General features: G+C 61.6%; 15 protein-coding genes. 4 read left to right on the plus strand and 11 right to left on the minus strand.

The window, feature by feature from the left end; genetic code table 11:
• Positions 1-5: 5 nt before the first annotated feature.
• Positions 6-2009: a cyclic di-GMP phosphodiesterase gene (gene pdeR / locus B0G71_RS25570; RefSeq protein WP_116145204.1), complete on the plus strand. Its 2004-nt coding sequence runs from the start codon at positions 6-8 to the stop codon at positions 2007-2009.
• 75 nt (positions 2010-2084) lie between these two features.
• On the opposite strand, the gene B0G71_RS25575 is transcribed toward pdeR, so the two are convergent.
• From B0G71_RS25575 to B0G71_RS25585, 3 genes are all read right to left on the minus strand, one after another.
• On the minus strand, positions 2085-2969 hold the full coding sequence (locus tag B0G71_RS25575; protein ID WP_106278344.1) for a crotonase/enoyl-CoA hydratase family protein: 885 nt from the start codon (positions 2967-2969) through the stop codon (positions 2085-2087).
• A gap of 428 nt (positions 2970-3397) precedes the next feature.
• A complete protein-coding gene (locus B0G71_RS25580; protein ID WP_116145206.1) occupies positions 3398-4501 on the minus strand; it encodes a malate/lactate/ureidoglycolate dehydrogenase in 1104 nt (367 codons plus the stop codon).
• Between the two features lie 55 nt (positions 4502-4556).
• Positions 4557-6017 carry a M20 family metallopeptidase gene (locus B0G71_RS25585; protein ID WP_116148879.1) on the minus strand — a complete coding sequence of 487 codons (1461 nt, stop codon included), beginning with the start codon at positions 6015-6017 and terminating at the stop codon, positions 4557-4559.
• Positions 6018-6237: 220 nt separating this feature from the next.
• On the opposite strand from B0G71_RS25585, the gene B0G71_RS25590 reads away from it, so the two are divergent.
• Positions 6238-6549: a superinfection immunity protein gene (locus B0G71_RS25590; RefSeq protein WP_116121853.1), complete on the plus strand. Its 312-nt coding sequence runs from the start codon at positions 6238-6240 to the stop codon at positions 6547-6549.
• A 72-nt stretch (positions 6550-6621) separates the two neighbouring features.
• Here B0G71_RS25590 and B0G71_RS25595 read toward each other — a convergent pair whose 3' ends face one another.
• From B0G71_RS25595 to B0G71_RS25615, 5 genes are all read right to left on the minus strand, one after another.
• Positions 6622-6894 carry a YodC family protein gene (locus B0G71_RS25595; RefSeq protein ID WP_106278351.1) on the minus strand — a complete coding sequence of 91 codons (273 nt, stop codon included), beginning with the start codon at positions 6892-6894 and terminating at the stop codon, positions 6622-6624.
• A gap of 487 nt (positions 6895-7381) precedes the next feature.
• Positions 7382-8962: an MFS transporter gene (locus B0G71_RS25600; protein ID WP_116145208.1), complete on the minus strand. Its 1581-nt coding sequence runs from the start codon at positions 8960-8962 to the stop codon at positions 7382-7384.
• Positions 8963-8994: 32 nt separating this feature from the next.
• The gene (locus B0G71_RS25605) at positions 8995-9633 is read right to left on the minus strand and encodes a TetR/AcrR family transcriptional regulator (protein ID WP_116145210.1); all 639 of its coding nucleotides are present in this window, start codon (positions 9631-9633) and stop codon (positions 8995-8997) included.
• Positions 9634-10311: 678 nt separating this feature from the next.
• On the minus strand, positions 10312-11652 hold the full coding sequence (locus tag B0G71_RS25610; RefSeq protein ID WP_116145212.1) for an MFS transporter: 1341 nt from the start codon (positions 11650-11652) through the stop codon (positions 10312-10314).
• A gap of 84 nt (positions 11653-11736) precedes the next feature.
• Complete coding sequence (locus B0G71_RS25615) at positions 11737-13308, minus strand: sulfatase-like hydrolase/transferase (RefSeq protein ID WP_116145214.1); 1572 nt, start codon at positions 13306-13308, stop codon at positions 11737-11739.
• A 135-nt stretch (positions 13309-13443) separates the two neighbouring features.
• On the opposite strand from B0G71_RS25615, the gene B0G71_RS25620 reads away from it, so the two are divergent.
• Positions 13444-13974 carry a MarR family winged helix-turn-helix transcriptional regulator gene (locus B0G71_RS25620; RefSeq protein ID WP_116148881.1) on the plus strand — a complete coding sequence of 177 codons (531 nt, stop codon included), beginning with the start codon at positions 13444-13446 and terminating at the stop codon, positions 13972-13974.
• A gap of 505 nt (positions 13975-14479) precedes the next feature.
• Here B0G71_RS25620 and B0G71_RS42085 read toward each other — a convergent pair.
• Both B0G71_RS42085 and B0G71_RS25630 read right to left on the minus strand, forming a co-directional pair.
• The gene (locus B0G71_RS42085) at positions 14480-14935 is read right to left on the minus strand and encodes a hypothetical protein (RefSeq protein WP_258875663.1); all 456 of its coding nucleotides are present in this window, start codon (positions 14933-14935) and stop codon (positions 14480-14482) included.
• A gap of 146 nt (positions 14936-15081) precedes the next feature.
• The gene (locus tag B0G71_RS25630) at positions 15082-15402 is read right to left on the minus strand and encodes a DUF4148 domain-containing protein (protein ID WP_116145218.1); all 321 of its coding nucleotides are present in this window, start codon (positions 15400-15402) and stop codon (positions 15082-15084) included.
• Positions 15403-15739: 337 nt separating this feature from the next.
• On the opposite strand from B0G71_RS25630, the gene B0G71_RS25635 reads away from it, so the two are divergent.
• Entirely contained in the window at positions 15740-17530 is a 1791-nt protein-coding gene (locus tag B0G71_RS25635; RefSeq protein ID WP_158608172.1) for a hybrid sensor histidine kinase/response regulator, read from the plus strand.
• On the opposite strand, the gene B0G71_RS25640 is transcribed toward B0G71_RS25635, so the two are convergent.
• Positions 17472-18224 (minus strand): response regulator transcription factor, encoded by a 753-nt coding sequence (locus B0G71_RS25640; RefSeq protein WP_116145222.1) that lies wholly within the window; start codon positions 18222-18224, stop codon positions 17472-17474. The two genes, B0G71_RS25635 and B0G71_RS25640, sit on opposite strands and share 59 nt — an antisense overlap.
• Between the last annotated feature and the right edge of the window lie 657 nt (positions 18225-18881).

Here is an 18881-nt window from a genome sequence, read left to right on the forward strand (position 1 = left end):
AGCTCATGAACGACGACCAACACGAGCAGGTGCTATTTGCCCAGTTCGGCACAAGCAGCCCATGCTGGCGTCTGTCGAACGACAGCAACGCGCTCGAACTCACGCCCGTCACTGGCGACGTGCCGGCCAGTGTCGCCATTCCGTTGAATCCTCAGCAGGCTTCGCAAATCCGTTGCCTCACGGGCGTGACCTCACACCTCGTCCTCGACGTGCGGCTGTTCGGCGAACCGTTGCGTCTGCATCTGGTCGGTAAAAAACTCAGCAGCAACAGTTGGGCCGGCACCGCCTCGGCCTATGACGACACCGAATCCGTCGCCCGCGATCTGGTCCACGGCCTCTCGTTTGCCGAACAGGTCGTGTCCGAAGTGAATTCGGTCGTCGTGATCGTCGACCGGCATGGTCGAATACAGCGCTTCAACCGTCTTGCCGAAGAACTTACGGGCGTCAAGGAAGAGAACATTGTCGGCCGCAACGTCTGGGCGTTGTTCATGTCCACCGAAGACGGCGCGGCCTCCAGCCAGAACATTGCGGGCTTCTTCAATCGCGGCGTGTCGTACGAAGTCGAGCGGCGCGTCAAAACAGTGCATGGCGAGCGGCTATTTCTGTTCCGCAACAAGTTCGTGCAGAGCGGCAGTGGCATCGACGAACAATTCCTGATCTGCTCCGGCACCGACATCACCGAGGAACGGCTCGCGCAGGAACGCCTCACCGAACTGGCCAATACCGACTCGCTCACCGGCCTCGCGAACCGCAACGCGATCCAGGACAAGATCCGCGCCGCTATCGAAGACGCAGCGCCAGGCGAAGCCGTCGGCGTGCTGTTCCTCGACCTCGACAACTTCAAGAAGGTCAACGACCACTACGGCCACGTCTTCGGCGACCGCCTGATCCGCGACGTGTCGTCGGCCATCGGCGAGTGCCTGAATGAAGGCGATACGCTCGCGCGTCTCGGCGGTGACGAATTCATCGTCCTCGCCGCCAAGGGCACGGCGCACGAACTCGAAACCACCGCGCAGCGCATTCTTGAACGCATGCGCACACCGTTCGCGCTTGGGCTCGTCGAGGTCTACACGGGCTGCTCGATCGGCATCGCGCTGTATCCGGAACATGGCGACAGCCTCGAATCGCTGATCCGTTCGGCCGACACGGCCATGTACGTCGCCAAAGACGAAGGCAAGCGCACGCACCGCGTGTTCTCGCCGGAAATGAACCGCCGCGTCGCCGAGTACATGTGGCTCGACACCAACCTGCGGCGCGGCCTCGAAGAAGGCCAACTGACGCTGCACTACCAGCCGAAGCTGTCGCTCGCCACCGGCGTGGTGCAGGGCGTCGAAGCGCTGGTGCGCTGGAATTCGCCGGAGCGCGGGCAGATCATGCCGAACGAGTTCATCCGTTACGCGGAAGAGTCCGGGCTGATCGGCGTACTGGGCCGCTGGGTCATGGAAACTGCCGCGAAACAGGCCGCCAAATGGAAGGCGGACGGCTACAACCTGCGCATCGCGATCAATGTGTCGGCGCGGCAACTGGTCGATACGGCCGTGGTCCGCCATTTCAGCGAGGCGTTGCAGAACGCCAGGCTCGACCCTTGCCTGATCGACCTCGAACTGACCGAGAGCTGCCTGATCGAAGACGAAACCGCCGCGATCGATCTGATCAAGCAGTTCCGCCAGCTCGGCGCGCAGGTTCATCTGGACGATTTCGGCACGGGGTATTCGTCGCTGTCGCAACTCGGCCGGATTCCGCTCGATGTCATCAAACTCGACCGCAGCTTCGTGCGCTCGATCAACGCCGACACCAAAGCGCAGGCACTGGTGCGCTCCATGGTGGCCGTCGCGCAGGAATTGAATTTCAAGGTGGTCGCCGAAGGGATCGAGACCGAGTCGGAAGAAGTGTTCATGAAGGGCCTGGGCGTGGATTACGTGCAGGGCTTCCTGTACGGTCAGGCCATGCCGGCGGCTGATTTCGAACGCTGGTTGCAGGATAGACAGAAGCTCAGGCTGATTGCCTGAGCTTCCGGTGCCGCCGCCCTTGCGGCTCTTTGTGGTCGAACCTCTGGTCGAACCCGTCGCCGAGCTCGGGTCAATTCAGGCGAAATTGGCCGCGCTGGCCGTCTGACGCAGGTTCGAGGTGCGGCGGTTCTGCAGCGTCACCAGCCGCTCCATGAAGGCGAGGTCCTTCTCCTCGATCGTGAAGGCGGCATCGACCCAATCCTCGGTGATTTCCATCAGCTCGGCGCGCGAGAGTTGCAGCACGCGCTGGCGCGCCCGCAGCATCGCGCGGATGCCGTTCATTTTCGGCTTGAGCGTGTCGATGAAAGTACGGGTCGCCATATAGGCTTCGCCGGGTTCGAACAGCTGATCGACCAGACCCTTGCCGTAATGCCATTCGGCCGTATGCGATTCGCCGACGCCGATCAGCTCCTCCGCGAGCCGCATGCCGGCCTTGCGCGCCACCAGTGAATAACCGCCCATGCCCGGGAACAGGTTGAACGCGATCTCCGGGAAGCCCATGCGCGCGTCGCTCTGCGCGAGCAGGAAATGATGCGCGAGCGCGGCCTCGAAGCCCCCACCGAGTGCTGTGCCCTCCACCATCGCGATCGAAATCGCCCCCGTGTCGAATCCCCGCGACGCCGCATGCACGCAATCCACACAGGCCCGCGCATAGGACATCAACGCCTGACGCTTGCCGGCGCGGATCGCGTCCGCGAAGAAGTCCAGATCGCCGCCGACGTTGTACATGGTCGGAATCAACGAACCGGTGACCCAGAAATCGATCGGCAATCCTGATTCCCGTGCTGCCTGCGCGAGTTCGAGGATGTCATGGACCAGATCGAGATTGAAGCAGGGACGCGGCTGCGCCCGCAACATCATCCACATGACATTGCGGCCTTCTTCGTAGTAAGCCGAAATTTGCGAAAGATTGCCGGCTTCGAGGAACGGACGGCAGGCGTGATGGTTATGCAGATTCATTTTGAACGGTCCTTTTAAGGTTAAACACTGGTATTGCTATGCGAGCCTAAAGCAGACCTGAATTGGATGGGAGCGGGGTAACCAACAGATGAATGCAAGCCGCGTTCAAAATCCCGCCAGCAGGCGGTCTGCGAGAAAGAGAACGCACAGAGGCATGTCGCATCGGCGCAAACGCTTGCGCACCGAAAATGGGCGAAATCGACCCGCAAACAGGCGCGCGGCGCGCAATCAGTTGCGCACGGCCGGGGATTGAATGTCTTGCCGGAATGGCAAGAAAGAGAAATTGTTTTCGATTAGAAAGTGCAATCGAAAATGATAAGCAGCGAATTATTTTCTTCTGTGATGGGTTGGCTAACAGACGGTGTATCCGCTTCGCATAATCAAAACGCGGGCGACCCATCGCGCCCGCGCTTTTGCATCAAAATCGTTTATTGCAAACGCGCGGACCAGCGGCCGGCTTCTTCCGCGCTCATGCCGACGGCGAGCGCCGCGGCGAGAATCTGCGCCCATGTGGCCGAATCCACGGGAATACCCTCCGCCTCGCGCTGCGCGCGCGTCACGCGCTCGGGTTCTCCGGGCTCATAGATACGGTCGGTGCCGGCCGCGAGCGGCGAGGCCTTCACCCAGTCGATGAACGCGTCGGCTTCGGCTTGCGCATCGGGCGCGTCGAACGCGGCCGGATCGATGATTACCGACAGCATGCAGTTGATGATCGCGTTGGTCGTGCCGAGCGTGGTCGAGTGCGTGGTGAAGCCGCCCGAGAGCGCACCGCCGAAGATCTCGCACATGGCCGCGAGCCCGAAGCCCTTATGTCCGCCGAACGGCGTCAGCGAACCGAACGGCGCTTCGTGCATGACTTTGGGTTCCAGCGTGGCGCGGCCCTCGTGATCGATCAGCGCGCCGGGTTGAACCTGCTTGCCCTGGTTATAGGCGACGCGCGTCTTGCCATAGGCCACCGTGCTGGTCGCGAAGTCGAGCACGAGCGGCGGCTTGCCGGGCCGCGGATACGCGGCGCAGAACGGATTCGTGCCGATGCGCCGGTCCGCGCCGCCGAACGGCGCGACGAGCGGATCGCCCGCCACGTTGACGAAGTGGAACGACACGAGACCCGCCTGTGCGCACTGTTCGGCCCAATGACCGATACGCCCGATGTGATGCGCGCCGCGCAAGCCGACCGCGCAGATGCCGAGGCGTTTGGCGCGCTCGATACCCTGCTCCATGGCCTCGAACGCCACCACCTGGCCGAAGCCTCTACCGCCTTCGACGGTCAGCACGGCGCCTGCGTCTTTGACCACGTCGGCATGCAGGTTCAATTGAAGCTCGCCGTCGGCAAGCGACGCCACATAGCGCGGAATCATCCCCACGCCGTGCGAGTCGTGGCCCGTCAGATTGGCCGCCACCAGATGATCGGCGACCAGTTCCGCTTCCCGTGGCGTGCTGCCCGCCCGCTCCCAGATTGCCCTCACATAGGCATGCAATTGATCGGCCGGAATCCGGGGCGTGACGGGTTGAGCGGTCGAGTTATCAGTCATCCACAAGGTCGGCGAACGTGACGGATTCAGGGCAAGCAGAAGTTAACCAACTCGCTCAGGGCGCGGCGGCGATCACCTCGGCAACCGCAGCCGTGAGCTTTTTGCCGTACGGCACGTGCAGGAACTCGTTCGGCCCGTGCGCATTCGACTTCGGTCCGAGCACGCCGCACACCATGAACTGCGATTTGGGGAAGCCTGCCTTCAATACGTTCATGAGCGGGATCGTGCCGCCCTGCCCCATATACGCGACGTCGGCGCCGTAGTGCCGGCGCGACGCGTCGTTGAGCGCGGTGGCGAGCCACGGTGCAAGATCGGGCGCGCTCCAACCGCTCGCCGCACCCGCGTCCGGCTTGAACGTCACCTTGGCGTTGTACGGCGGATCGACTTCGAGCAGCGCCTTCAGGTCGGCGACGGCCCTCTCCGCTTCGATCATCGGCGGTAGACGCAGCGACAGCTTGAACGCCGTGCGCGGACGCAGCACGTTGCCGGCGTCAGCGAGCGCGGGCAAGCCGGCCGCGCCGGTCACCGACAGCGACGGACGCCATGTCGAATTGAGCAAGGCCTCTTTGGGATCGGTGGTGGTGGGCAGCACCTGGCGGCCGTCCTGGCCGCACGCCCATGGCAGTTTCTTCCAGACGTCGTCGCCGAGAATCCTGGCGGTGGCTTCCGCTTCACGCAAACGGTCCGCGGGGATGTCGATATGGAAACCCTTTGGCAGCAGCGTGCCGTTGGCGGAGTCCTCCAGCCGGTCGAACAGTTGCCGCATGATACGGAAGCTCGACGGCGCGATGCCGCCATAGCCGCCCGAGTGAATGCCTTCATCGAGCACCTGCACTTCGAGATCGCCGGCGACGAGTCCACGCAACGACGTGGTGAGCCACAGCTGATCGTAGTTGCCCGCGCCCGAATCCAGGCACACCACCAGACCGACCTTGCCGAGCCGCTCGCGCAGCGCGTCGACATAAGGCAGCAGATCGTAGCTGCCCGACTCCTCGCAGGTTTCGATCAGACCGACGCAGCGCGGACGCTCGACACCTTGCGCATCAAGCGCGGCGAGAGCGGTGATGCTTGCGTAAATGGCGTAACCGTCGTCGGCGCCGCCGCGGCCGTAGAGCTTGTCGTTCTCGAGCTTGGGTGTCCACGGTCCGAGGTCGTTGCGCCAGCCGTCGAACTCAGGCTGCTTGTCGAGGTGCCCGTACAGCACGATGGTTTCCTCGCTGCCCGAACGCGTCGCCGGCGACTCGAAGAAAATCACCGGCGTGCGGCCCGGCAAGCGAATGATTTCGAGTTTCAGACCGCGCACGGGCTGCTGTTCGGCCCATCGCGCCGCGTCGGTGACCACGCGCTCCAGATAGCCGTGCTTGACCCACTCGGGATCGAACGCCGGACTCTTGGCCGGCACGGCAATGTAGTCCGTCAACGCGGGCACGATCTCGTCGTTCCACTTGCGGTCCACGAATTCGCGTAGCGTCTCGGGGTTGATGCGCTGAGCCTGCTGGGTATCGTCGGAGATCATGATGGCGGTCCGTGGGATCTGTTCTGTCGAAACGATCATCATAGTCCGGTTGCGGGATTGGCTGAACCCCTCGCAATACATTGGCCTCGCTGGGCGGGCGGCGCGACTGCCGGTGGCGGTCATCCCACGCACGGCGCAACGCCTTTGCGGCGAGCTTACGCAAACAAAATAATCGCGCGACAATCGCAGCATGGGTCGCCTATCGCGAGGGAGCCGCTTCATGGGAGGCAATGTCGTCGTGCAGGCCATCGCCGCGGTGCTGGCGCTGGCGCTCTACTTTTTGCCGGCCGTGGTGGCCGACCGGCGCAAGCGTCATGACGTGCTGACGCTGGCGCTGTTCAATGCCTGTCTCGGCTGGACCGTGTTCGGCTGGCTGCTCGCGCTCTACTGGTCGTTGCAACCGAACCCGCCGAAGAACATTGCGGGCGAAGTCGTGGAGACGCGCAAGCTCGTGAGGATGCGGGCGTTTTCCAGCGCGCTGCTGGTGCGCGTGCAACGACGCGCGAGCGAGCGGGATCGCTCCGGCAAGTAAATCAGGCGTGGTGTGGCGAGGCGGAAAACGAGCTGGTCGGCCAAGGCGCCGGCCGACCCTGCTGCGGGCCGTTCAGGCCGCGCGGCTCATGCGGTTCCACAAGACGGAACCAGCGGGAATGGAGCGCGGCTCGACGCGTACGCTCGCGGGTGAAAACATCTCGCGGCGCAGTTCGCCGTGCTCATCGAACCATTCGCAAATCAGCCAGTCGCCGGGATTGAGCGCCACAGGGCCTGCGTAGGTTACCGTCATGCGCGAGCCGCCTTCCTTCAAGGTGACGACGTCGCCGATGTTGATTGGGGCGGTGAGCGGTGCCTGGAATGCGTCAATGGTAGCGGTCAGCATATTCGTCCCCCTACGGAACCGTTGAACGGTATTTAAGTCATTGCGCCGGTTTTTTCGACTATGGATCTGCTGAAGGAAAACTCTAAAGGACTGGGCAAGATTAACAATCGAAATTAATGGCCGCAAGCGCTTTTTATTGATACCGTTTTCACCGGAAGTGGAATGGCTTCCACTGCCGGCTGTGGATGGGTAAAAACCGGGAAAACCCTGCAATCGGCTGTCAGGCCGCCTTTCCATGCCGCACTGCACGATCGCAAGGCTTACTGCGGAGTGCCCGCGCCGCCAGTAGAAAATGCGAATGCGGTTTCGTCATATCTAATGCTCCAGCGGACAGCGATTCAGGGTTTATTCTGATCCTGCATAGCAAAATTACCTGTGAATAACGAACTCACCGGTAAATGCACCATGCTTAAAATCACTCTCGTTTAAAAAAATGCCTAATACCCTCGGGCAATCTTTGTTGATAACGATTGCCGCTGCCGGATTTTCAAACCGGCTGCGCTGGGCGGCGCAGTGCGAGTTGCTGGTGCCGCACGAGCAGCACGCTCAAGCCGATGCACACGAACATCAGCAATGCGTTGATCGCGAGGCTGAGCTGGAACGCGTGCGCGTAGTCGCCAGGTGCCGCGCGCGCGCCGATCGCGCCGAAGAACGCACCGCTGATGGCTGCCGTGCCGAACGCCGAGCCGATCTGCAGCGTCGACGACACCACGCCCGAAGCAAGCCCGGCTTTCTCCGGCACGACCTCCAGCAATACGGTGCGCATGATCGACGGCAGCAGCAGGCCATGACCGACGCCCGCGCATACCAGCCCGCAATAGAACAGCAAATCCGGGGTGGCTGATTGGGTGGCGGACCAGCCCGTGACCATGAAGCCGACCGTCATCATCGAAAACCCGAGCGTGAGCACATGGCCGCCGATGCGCCTGACCACCGCCGGCGAGGCCAGCGGCCCAACGACGAAACCGATCGCGAACGGCATGATCGCCATGCCCGAGGCGAGCGGCGTCCAGTGCAAACCGGTCTGCAGGAATATCCCGTAGGTCAGGAAAAACGCGCTGTTGCAGTAGAACAGAAACGCGAGCACAAGCCCTAGCGCGAAGGCCCGGTTGCGGAACAACTGCAGATCCACCAGCGGATGGCCGCCGCCGCGCTCCACGCGCTGCTCGATCATCACGAAGAGCGCGAACGCCGGCACCGCAAGCGCGAACATCACGAAGGTCCACGCCGGCCAGCCGGCTTCGCGGCCATGCGTCATCGGATAGATGACCAGCAGCAGCACGGCGGACAGCAGCGCCACGCCCTTCACGTCGATGCCGGTGCGCGTGGCCGGCTGATTCTCCGGCACGAACTTCCACGTGCCGAGAAACGCCGCGATGCCGATCGGAATGTTGATCAGAAAAATGATGCGCCAGTCGAGCCCGAATGGGCGATAGGTGATCAGCGCGCCGCCGCCCAACTGCCCGACGATCGACGACAAGCCGAACACGAATCCATACAGGCTCATCACCTTGGTCTGCTGATGCAGCGGCACCACCGCGCGAATCGTGGCGAGCACTTGCGGCGCCATGACGGCGGCGGCGATGCCCTGCACGATCCGCGAGATCACCAGCATGTGTCCGCTGGTCGCGAAGCCGCACAGTGCTGAGGCGACCACGAACGCCGCCATGCCCGTCATGAACATGCGGCGGCGGCCGAACAGATCGCCGAGCCGCCCGCCCGTGATCAGCAGCACCGCATACGCCGACGCATAGGCGGAGACGACGAGTTGCAATTGCGCGTCGGTGGCGTTCAGGCCGGTATGAATCGAGGGCAGCGCGAGATTGACGATGAAGTAGTCGAGCGGCGCGAGGAATGCGCCGACAAACAGCACCGCCAGCGCAAGCCCTTGCCGTTCGAAGCGCGGCTGGGTCCTGTCGGCCGCTGGTGCGACGCCCTTTCCCATGCCCTTTGGCACGCCCGTTGCCAGATTCGCGGCCGCAGAGCCAGGACAGATCACCACTGAAGCTGCGGCGCCTTGAGGTCCAACGCATGCCGCCGCAGCGGACTTGATCGCTTCGCTTTTCATGACTGATCGTTCAAAAATTCGGCAAAAAAAATTTAGACGAGCGCGCGCATGGCGACGTCCACGATTCCTATCAGCGCGTCTTCCTTGTGAGCGCCCCGCCCCAGCACCCGCAGCCCTTGCATGACGCAGAGCAGAAAATCGCCGACAGCTTTTTCGTCGAGCGTGGAGTTGAAGGCGCCGCTCGCCTGACCGCGTATCACCGACGCCGCCAGCAACGTGGCCATGCGGCGCTGAATCGCGGCGACGCGGGTGCGCAGTTGTTCGTCGCCCGGTTGCATTTCAAGCGTGGTGTTGGTGATGAAACAGCTACGCTCGCCAGTTAGCGCGCACGCGACCCGAGCGTAATGCAGCAAAGCGTTGCGCAGTGATTCCTCCGGCGGCACGGGTGCGTTCAACCGCTCGGCGAGCCGTGCGACCGACCCTTCCGCGTAATGATCCAGCGCGGCCAGCATGATGCCGTGCTTGTCGCCGAACACGCCGTAGAGACTCCCCCGCAACAGGCCGGTGGCTTTGCACAGGTCGTCGATCGAGGTGGCGTGGTAGCCGTGATTCCAGAACACCTGGCTCGCGCTCGCCAATACCGTGTTCGTGTCGAACTCGCGCGGCCTGCCGCGCGAGCAGACCCCGCCGGCTTTCTTCGTGGATTGTTTCAAATCGCCTGATTGCTTCATGCAGTCGATATTATGACTAACCGTTCAAGAAATCAAGACGAGTTTCCGTAGGCGTGAGTGTCGAAGAGTGTCCCCGCACAAAAGACTCGAAAAATTGAGCAATAGACTCCGAAACGCCGTCGAATGGCCGTGCAATAGAACCCAAAAAATGAAAGCTGTCTTTATTCTTTCACGCACCCATTCGCTTCCGCGCGGGGCGGACCATGAGGGTTCAGCGTTGCGGTAATCCATAGCTGTCTCGCACATCACGACTGACTCCGGACACGCGCACGGGCTCCAAGAACCCTACGGTAGATTAAACCCAACGATATCGCCATCGCACTTTGCACACGCCAAATAGACGCCTTCAGAGCAGCGGCTTTCGGAACGTACCGACGATCGGTAGTCTGCTAGCGTGCGCTCGCAGCGTCGATGGATACGGGCAATCCCAGCGGCAAACCGGCAAGCCGATGGACTCGATATCGGCCAATGCGGTCATTGGGCCGATCGTCAGTCAAGGGTCGCTGTAGATTGCTCCGCGGTCATTGGACCACCTGTGACGTTGAACGACAGCCGTCCTCCTGCCGGAGCACAGCACCCGACCCCTAGCAGCCAGTCGCCTGCCGCATTAGCAGCCATTCAATCTCGCAATTTTCACCGCGACGAAAGCCCCGACTCTCAGGAGCGGAGCGCCGCGAGTTACTTCGCCGCAACCTGCGGCGGAGACGCTCGTGCGGGTTGGACCGCAGGTTGCTCCTGCGGCACGAACCACAGTAGCGCAATCATCCCGATCAGTAGCAAACCAGCGACTACCGCGAGCCCAACGTAGATGCTGCCGGTCTGTTCCTTCAGTATGCCGACGAGCGCCGGACTCACAGCGCCTCCGAGCGCGCCGACCGTGGTAATCAATGCGATGCCGCCCGCCGCCGCGTTACCGGACAGGAACATGAGCGGGATCGTCCAGAAGATGCTCAGCGTCGCGTAAATGCATATCGACGCCACGCACAACAACGCGACCGTCAATGCAATGCTATGCGCGCTGAGAGGCAGCAACAGCAGGCTCGCCGCGACCCCGATCCCGTTGCCAGCAACGTGCCAGCGCCGCTCACCGCGCCGGTCCGAACTGCGCCCGATCACCACGATCCCGATCGCGGTCAGCACCGACATACCGCCGCTCAACCAGCCGATATCCGTGATGCGCGTGACGCCGACCTGGCGCAGCACCGTGGGAATCCAAAAGCCGACGACGTTCAGTCCCATAAACACCGTCAGGTAGACCGCACACAGCAGATAGACTCGCGGGCTCCGCAGCAGCTCCCGCAAGCTCGACGGCGCCGGGGTCGCTTCGCGGCGCGCGCGCTCTGCCCCGAGCGCAGCCTGCACGCGGGCTTTTTCATCGTCGGTGAGCCAACGCGCATCCGCGGGGCGATCGTCGAGCAGCAATAGCGCGAGCACTCCGAGCACGACGGCCGGCACGCCTTCGATCAGAAACAGCCATTGCCAGCCGTGCAGTCCCTGCGCGCCTTCGAGCTGGCTCATGATCACGCCGGACAGCGGCCCGCCAACAATGCCCGCGAGCGGCACCGCCATTACGAACAGGCTCGTGATTCGCCCGCGCTGTGCATTCGGAAACCACTGGCTCAGATAGAAAATCATGCCGGGGAAGAAGCCGGCTTCGGCCGCACCAAGCAGAAAACGCAGCAAGTACAGCGATTTCGCACCTTGCACGAACATCAGCGCGATCGTCACGAGACCCCAAAGCGCCATGATCCGCAGCAGCGTCTTCCGCACGCCAATCCGCGCGAGCAGCAGATTGCTCGGCAACTCTAGCAGCAGGTAACCGACGAAGAACATGCCCGCCGCGATGCCGAACGCGGCGTCGTCGAGCTTCAGGTCGCGCAGCAGATGCAGCTTTGCGAAGCCAATATTTACACGGTCGATGAAGTTGACCACGTAGCAGACGAACAGAAACGGCACGATGCGCCAGGCGATCTTGCGGTAAAGCGCGCCGTCGTCCAGCCGTGTAGATGGGATGTTCATGGGTTGTCTCCTAATCGCGTGCCAGTCGTTGCCGGACGTGGATCTTCTCGAATGGTCGGTTTGCGTGTCCGATTCGCCGCTTTTCTACCACTCGCCGAAAAATACACCCCATTCCTTGTGCGTATTGGTTTTCGCCGCGACCGTCGGATTGTCGATGGTGACGCGCTGCTTCAGGCTGCATTGCCACCGCACAAGCTTGTCGTGCATCGCGGCGCGCACGGAGGCATGCGCGGTTGATTCGCCCAGATCGACAAACTCATCCGGGTCCGCTTGGAGGTCGAACAGTTGTGGTCTAAATCCCATCCAATGTATGTATTTCCAGTGCGTATCGCGGACCATCCACGCGCGACATTCGTCCGACTTGCGCTCGAGCGTGAGCCGCGCCGCGCGAAAACTGAAGTCCAATTCGGAGACGACGAACTCGCGCCAGTGTGCACTGGCGACCGCGTCGCCGCGCGTCAGCGGCAGCAGCGAGCAGCCCTCGATCCGCTCATCGTAAGAGGGCAAATCCAGCGCGTCGAGAATCGTCGGCACGACGTCGACGCCAGATGTGAAGCGCCGTTCGACGCCGCCGCGCGTCGCATCAGCGCGCGGCGACGGATCGTAGACAATCATCGGTACGCGCTGCACGGTGTCGTAGAACTGCTCTTTCTCGCCGAGCCAGTGATCGCCAAGGAAATCGCCGTGATCGGCGGTGAACACGATCAATGTGTCCTTCCAGCGGCCGAGCTGCTCAAGCGTGTTCCACACATGGCCGAGATGATCGTCGATCTGCTGAATGAGACCCTGATAGACGGGACGCACTGTATCCGAGACCTCGTCGCGCGAGAAATTGACCGACTCTTCATGCCGGCGATACGCGGCCAGCACCGGATGAGCGCAGTCGAATTCGTCGGGACGACGCACCGGCGACAGACACTCGTCGAGCGAATACATGTCGTGATATGGACGCGGCGCGACGTACGGCCAGTGCGGCTTCACGTAGGACAGATGCAGTGCCCAGGGCGTGTCGCCTTTTTCCTCGATATAGCGGATTGCCTGCGACGTCATGTACGCGGTTTCCGAATGCGCTTCAGCGACACGCGATGGCCATTTGACGTTGCGCATCTGCCAGCCGGAACGCGTGTCGCCGTTGTCGTCCTCGACGCTGACGACAAAGTCGGTCCACGGCCTGTCGCTGTTGTAGCCGTTCGCGCGTAAAAACGCTGGATAGCCGGTTTCCGCGCCGGGTTCGTGATGGCCATCGTATCGATCCAGTTCTTCGAAGAAGCCGGTGGACAAGCGCTGCCCCATTGGGCTCGACCTGGCGATTTGTAGACGCTTCATGCCGTCGACGTCGGCGAGGACATGCGTCTTGCCTGCGAGCGCGAGCGTGCGGCCATGCCAGCTCAGGTATTCGCCGAGGGTGATTTCTCCGAGTCCGAGCGGCACGCGGTTCCAGTTCGCGCCGTGGCTCGTCATCGTGCGTCCGGTGTAATACGACATCCGCGACGGCCCGCAGACGCCGGACGTGACGAACGCATTGTCGAAACGCACGCCGCGGGCGGCGAGCGCGTCGATGTTTCGTGTGCGCAGGAAAGGGTGTCCGTAACAGCCGAGATGGTCGCGCCTCAGCTGGTCGCACATGATGAACAGAACGTTGCGAATGGCAGTCATGATCTGGGTTCGTCGCGTCGTCAGAAGATGCCCCAGATCGTAAGCACGCGCGCGATGATTGACCAAATCAAACGTATGTGCGGTCGCACCAAAATGCGCGGCACAATGGTGGCTTGCACATTCCCCATCGCCGCCATGCCACGATCGAACTCGCCGGACACTGATCCGTCGCCGCCCGTCGTCAAGGACCCGCAGCACATCGACGACTTCCTGATGTACCGAATGCATAATCTGACACGCGTCGCGACGCGCGGTGTCGGCCTGATGTTCCGGCGCGATATCGGCATCAGCCGCCGTGACTGGCGGCTTCTCGCTTTCGTCGGACGATTTCCGCACGTGAGTCTCACGCGGCTGTCACAGATGGCCGCGCTCGATACGGTGATCGCAAGTCGGGGCGTCGCAGCTCTGGTAGAACGCAAGCTGATAGCGAAATCTCGCCTACCGTCGAATAAGCGGTTGACGGTGCTGACGCTGACGGAAGCGGGGCAAGCTATCTACGACAAGGCGCTCGAAGGCGGGCGAGCCTACAACATGGAACTCGCCTCCTGTCTGACCGACGCCGAAGCCCACGTGCTCGACACGCTGCTGTCGCGGCTGGAAACGCAAGCCGCGAAGCTGACGGCGCGACAGGAGTCGTACGGAACCCTCGACGGAGAAGACGGTTGAAGCGCGGCACGCAGTCGGCGCGTTGGTGGTGGGTGACGCAGCGCGCCCGAAGCCTGGATTTACAAGGCAACGCGCCTGACGCACGCCGGTCGTCGCTAGCATCTGATTGTCAATCGAACATCTCACGGGCATCCGCTGCCGTGATTAGCAGCGAATTGTCATCTGCGCTATGAGTGACTGAGATGCGAGCAACCATTTCAACAAAATCGGCTTCCTTCACTGACTTGTCTCCAATGTGTCTGACCGCAACTCATAATTGTTGTCGATTTCGGTGTCCCCGGCGAGTGTCCGCTCGTGGCCGCCATGGAAACTACAGGCCGAGGATCGTGACGCAGCTGTGCCTGAGACGATTGTCACTGGTCCACGTCTCAATTTGCGAAATCATCGCGCCGAGCGCGACACAATTCGCGTTCATACTCTCAGTAATTCTTTCTTTCGAATCAATGAAGAGGAAGCCAATCTGCGGCAGCATGTCCGGCCTGAATGTCTCCATTTCCAGCCTGCTTCAAACGTCCGCGAGGGCTTTTATTATCTTTTCCCAGTCAAGCATGCTGATTTGGGTGAGTGCGTAGTGATCGTAGGTCGGCTCGTATTTTTCGATCGTCGGCTCGATATACCCAAACACCTCTTCCTCGAAAAACAGCGAACCATCGTTCCAGCATCGATTCGTACAGGCACCTGCCATGACTTCGACATAGGCAGTACCTTCCAGCGATGAGAGGTCTGTTATCGCCCGGACCCGGCAAGCCGAACTCATTGATCGGACCTCATCGAAAATGTGCAGGCCCCCGATTGTTAGCGATCCAGCCACCGATGTCCAACGGCAGATTTTGGCCGGCAATACGCGTTCATCCACGTCGCCGGAAAGCAGGCGTTGACGACTCCAACGTCGGCTCTGTAGAACGTTCACGGAACTGGTGCTCGCGGCCAGCGGAGCTTTTCGCCACCAGTCGAGTTCCAACCGGCTTGGGTAGCGGCGCCCGCCCAGCTTGGTGCACGCCCAGGCGGGGCACCGGCTTGCCCAGTCTTCAACACATGCCGAAGTTGGGCGCGCATTAAGCAGCGGTGCCGGTGTGGGCACACCACAGAGGGAAGCAGGCGAAGATGCTACTGGCCTCCAAAATAGAGTTGCTTCATGTCTTCGGTCGAGGCGGGACGACCGACAGCGTGGGAACCGGACGCCGATGAGCCGGGGGATACGCCGCCGTACGCCGTTGGGCTCTGGCTCGATATCCGTGCCTCCGCCGCCTGAATGTCGCTCGGATAGCTCGGATCCTCGCCTTTGGCCGGATCATATCCGGCCTGTTCAAGCTGCTGAAGCTCCGCTCGCACTTGGGCGCGCGTCGGTGCCGGATCGGTCTGGGAGAACGTGGCAAGAGGGATGGAAAGGGCCGACGCTGCGGCGACCGCGATAACGACTGATTTCATGGCGACCTCCTCGTAAATTCCGGGAAGCAGGAATTCTCAACTCTCGTTTCCCGGCGCTGTCATTTTGATTTTCGACCAGAGCCGACGCCATCGACACCCACATAGGTAGGCGAGCACCCGAAATCGAGCTGCGAAAGATGTAGGAATTCGGAACCAGACAGGTACATCCGTACTGCTACATTTGTGTATTCGGATGCGAACGACGTCCTGCTATTCTGTTTGAATGTCACGCTGCCGTATCCGCGGACGGCGACATTCCTGATCGGGCATCGCTATGAGATCGTCGGACCTCTGGGTGCGCAGATTCAGATCGGCGGCTCAGGAACGTGCGTTCCGGATGGACTACGCGCGGCGCTTCTCCGGACAGCGAAGACTGGCCATCGCAATCTTTACTGCGTTATGGATCGTTTTTTCCATCCGCGATTTCGCTCGGCTCGACATACTCGATCCCGCCAACTTGCACCACACCGAACTCATTTTCGTGAGAGCCGCTGCGGCGATTGGCATGGGCGTGTCCGTCCTGTTGTGGACCCCGCGCGCACTGGACGAACGCTGGGCCGTCGGCCTGCTCTGCATGTGGACGCTTAGCGCCTGGTTCGCCACCCTGAGAATGATGCAGATCGTAGACCTGCCATGGCGTGAAGTCTATTCGATCCTGACACTTACCCTGTTCACGATATTCATGGCTTTCCGGCTTCGCGCGATCACGGCAGCGTGGCTGGTCGGGCTCTGCGTCGCGGGTTACCTGCTCATGCTCTATCTCCAGCCTCCAGGCGAGAGGTTCGGCATGCACCTGTCGTCAGTGATTGCGCATGGCATGAGTGTGCCGCTGACGTACCTCATCGGGCTGGTTGTCAGTATTCCGTTGGAACGTTCGGCGAGGCGCGAATTCATGTATCAGCGCAATTTGCGCGCAGCCAAGGGGCGCGTCGAGGCTGCATCGCGTGCGGTCAACGAGCAGAACAAACGCATGCAGGAACTCGTCAAGGAAAAGGAACGGTTCTTTTCGTCGGCGTATCACGACATCCAGCAGCCGCTTGCCGCGATCAACCTCTTCATCCGCAGCGCCCGGACGAGGATCCGAGAAGGACAAAAGGTGGATCGTGACCTTGATGTCATCGAAGAGACCGCATCTGACATCCTCGACATGTTCAAGGATATTCAGGACTATACCGAGTTGGGCTCGTATGTTCCCCGCCTGACATCGGTCAACACGCTCGACCTGTTGACCGAGGTTCTCAACCAATATCGGGCGACGGCACAGATTCGCGGAATCGATCTCAGACTTGCGCGGCGACGAGTGGACCCGCCGCCCATCGAAACCGACCGGTCACTCTTCAAACGGGCCGTATCCAATCTCGTATCGAACGCGATCAAGAGCACGTCGTCGGGCGGCGTCGTGCTTGGCTGGGTGCATCTGGATGACCGACTGCGGGTTGATGTATGGGACACCGGAATCGGCATTGCGCCCGCCCATCGGGAGGCGATTTTTGCCGAGTACTACCAGATCAACAATCCGGGGCGCGACCGTTCGAAAGGGCTGGGACTGGGGCTATCGATCGTGCAGCGTGCGGTTCGTATTCTGCCGGGACACGCGATGAGTTTTGCATCGGTTGAAGGGCGCGGATCGCGCTTTTCCCTCTACGCGACCATTTCCGCGTTGATGCCGGCCACCGGGACGAATCAGTACGGCGACCTCTACAGTCCCGATCTCAACGGCACGTTCATGCTGCTGTGCGACGACGAACCAACCGTCCTCGAAGGCCTGCGACGCCTTTTCTCGAGCGCGGGCTCGCTCGTGCATGCCGCGGAGTCGATGGCCGGATTCGAAGCCATTCTCGCCGATGATAGCCGCATTCCCGATCTCATCGTGACCGACATCCGGTTGCGCGATGGAGCCACCGGTAAGGAGGTTGCCGATCGGATCAGGCGTCACTTCGCGTGGGCGGGCGTTATTCCGGTCGCATTCATCACGGGCGAGTTACTCTCCGTTCAAGTGCTTCGCGACTTTCCGGAGCCGTTCGTGCTGCTGCGCAAGTCCTCTGCACCGGAAGATCTGGTGGCGGATATCAGCCGGTTCGTTGCCGCCCATCGGAAGGTGAAGCTCGATCTCGCAAAGAATCTGTGACCGACGGCGTGCCGAGCGTGATGCCCTTGTCCGCGAGCATCACGATGAGTTCAGTGCGGCGCCGCAGGTTGAAGTGCGCAAGCAGATGACTGATGTACTTGCGCACAGTGATGTCTTCGAGCCCCATCTTCGACGCGATGGCTTTGGAAGGGAGCCCGCGTACGAGCCACGTGAGTGTTTCGTGCTCACGAGGCGTAAGTCCAAGTAGCGGAGCGTCCCACGCGGTGGCGGCGCCGTTCGTTGGCTGTGCCCGTCCTGATTCGCGTGCCGGTGCCTCGGCGATGTCGATAGCACGCCTTAGCCCGGCGATGCTCGCCGCGGGCAGGTACACGCCGCCTGATAGCACGGCAACGATCGCGGCATGGAGTGCTTCGGGCGACGACGATTTCGGCACGTAGCCCATCGCGCGGAGTTCGAGGCATCGACTGACTGTCTCCGTGCTCTCATCGGCCGATATCACTACTACGGGCAAGGATGCTCGTGCGTCTTTCAACCGGACCAGCGCGTCGCAACCGTGCCCGTCAGGAAGTTCGAGGTCCAGAAAAACGATGTCCGGATGTTCGGCCATCGCCAGATCGACTCCATGCGACAACGTACTCGCATGCAGCAGTTCGACGTCCGGGAAAAGTTCCTTGACGAGCAGCGCTAGACCGGCTCTGAAGAGTTCGTGATCATCGACGAGCAGTACGCGCATTGCATCGTCTCCCGGCAAGACATGCGATTCCGTACGGATGGGGCAAGCGGTGTTCGAGTCACAGCAATCTGCCACCGCGGCAGTATTCGAACGATCTTACACGCGGTTCGCTGTGGAGAGCGGCCTTTTATGCGACGTGAAAAGCGAACGAGTGTGTCGAAGTCCGATCGTCTCCGGCTTGACTGGGCTGCGAGTGCTGATGGTGAAAAATTTCAGGCGTTCGCCAGTGTCGGCGCTTGATCTTCCGGGCGGCGGCTCTGCTTCCGGCAAGAGACATCAAGACGACCAGCTATCGAGTGGCTGGTGCGGGTCCGACCTGAACCAAACGCTGTCGGACTCAGTTCGGCGAGGACGAACGGCCGACACGGGCCGCCCAGGATTGTTCACAAGCTCGGTCGGGCGCATAGAAGTGGCCGCCGGAGCAGGCACGCGTGCACCCCTTTTAGACGAATCGCCAGCACCTTGGATCTGTGCGGCTAGCCCACCAAAGGCACCGACGTTGGAGGGAGCATTGTCTCGCGCCCTTCGCAGATCCGCCGACGGGTGCCGCCGGCTTTCGGTGCTTGCGTGTTTTCGCGGCCCGTAGCCTTCGACGAGAATGTCCGCGTCTCCCGACCCGGCAGATTGGCACGTCAGCCGTGGGCATATAAGCTTGCT

Source organism: Paraburkholderia sp. BL27I4N3 (assembly GCF_003386115.1).
Taxonomy (GTDB): Bacteria; Pseudomonadota; Gammaproteobacteria; order Burkholderiales; family Burkholderiaceae; genus Paraburkholderia.

Excerpts from the sequence above, each read along its gene's own strand:
- B0G71_RS25630 (WP_116145218.1), bottom strand. The coding sequence starts at position 15,402 with ATGAAATCAGTCGTTATCGCGGTCGCCGCAGCGTCGGCCCTTTCCATC.
- B0G71_RS25640 (WP_116145222.1), bottom strand. The coding sequence starts at position 18,224 with ATGCGCGTACTGCTCGTCGATGATCACGAACTCTTCAGAGCCGGTCTA.
- B0G71_RS25635 (WP_158608172.1), top strand. The coding sequence starts at position 15,740 with ATGGACTACGCGCGGCGCTTCTCCGGACAGCGAAGACTGGCCATCGCA.
- B0G71_RS25575 (WP_106278344.1), bottom strand. The coding sequence starts at position 2,969 with ATGAATCTGCATAACCATCACGCCTGCCGTCCGTTCCTCGAAGCCGGC.
- B0G71_RS25620 (WP_116148881.1), top strand. The coding sequence starts at position 13,444 with ATGCCACGATCGAACTCGCCGGACACTGATCCGTCGCCGCCCGTCGTC.
- B0G71_RS25580 (WP_116145206.1), bottom strand. The coding sequence starts at position 4,501 with ATGACTGATAACTCGACCGCTCAACCCGTCACGCCCCGGATTCCGGCC.
- B0G71_RS25605 (WP_116145210.1), bottom strand. The coding sequence starts at position 9,633 with ATGAAGCAATCAGGCGATTTGAAACAATCCACGAAGAAAGCCGGCGGG.
- B0G71_RS25585 (WP_116148879.1), bottom strand. The coding sequence starts at position 6,017 with ATGATCTCCGACGATACCCAGCAGGCTCAGCGCATCAACCCCGAGACG.
- pdeR (WP_116145204.1), top strand. The coding sequence starts at position 6 with ATGAACGACGACCAACACGAGCAGGTGCTATTTGCCCAGTTCGGCACA.
- B0G71_RS25600 (WP_116145208.1), bottom strand. The coding sequence starts at position 8,962 with ATGAAAAGCGAAGCGATCAAGTCCGCTGCGGCGGCATGCGTTGGACCT.
- B0G71_RS25610 (WP_116145212.1), bottom strand. The coding sequence starts at position 11,652 with ATGAACATCCCATCTACACGGCTGGACGACGGCGCGCTTTACCGCAAG.
- B0G71_RS25595 (WP_106278351.1), bottom strand. The coding sequence starts at position 6,894 with ATGCTGACCGCTACCATTGACGCATTCCAGGCACCGCTCACCGCCCCA.
- B0G71_RS25590 (WP_116121853.1), top strand. The coding sequence starts at position 6,238 with ATGGGAGGCAATGTCGTCGTGCAGGCCATCGCCGCGGTGCTGGCGCTG.
- B0G71_RS25615 (WP_116145214.1), bottom strand. The coding sequence starts at position 13,308 with ATGACTGCCATTCGCAACGTTCTGTTCATCATGTGCGACCAGCTGAGG.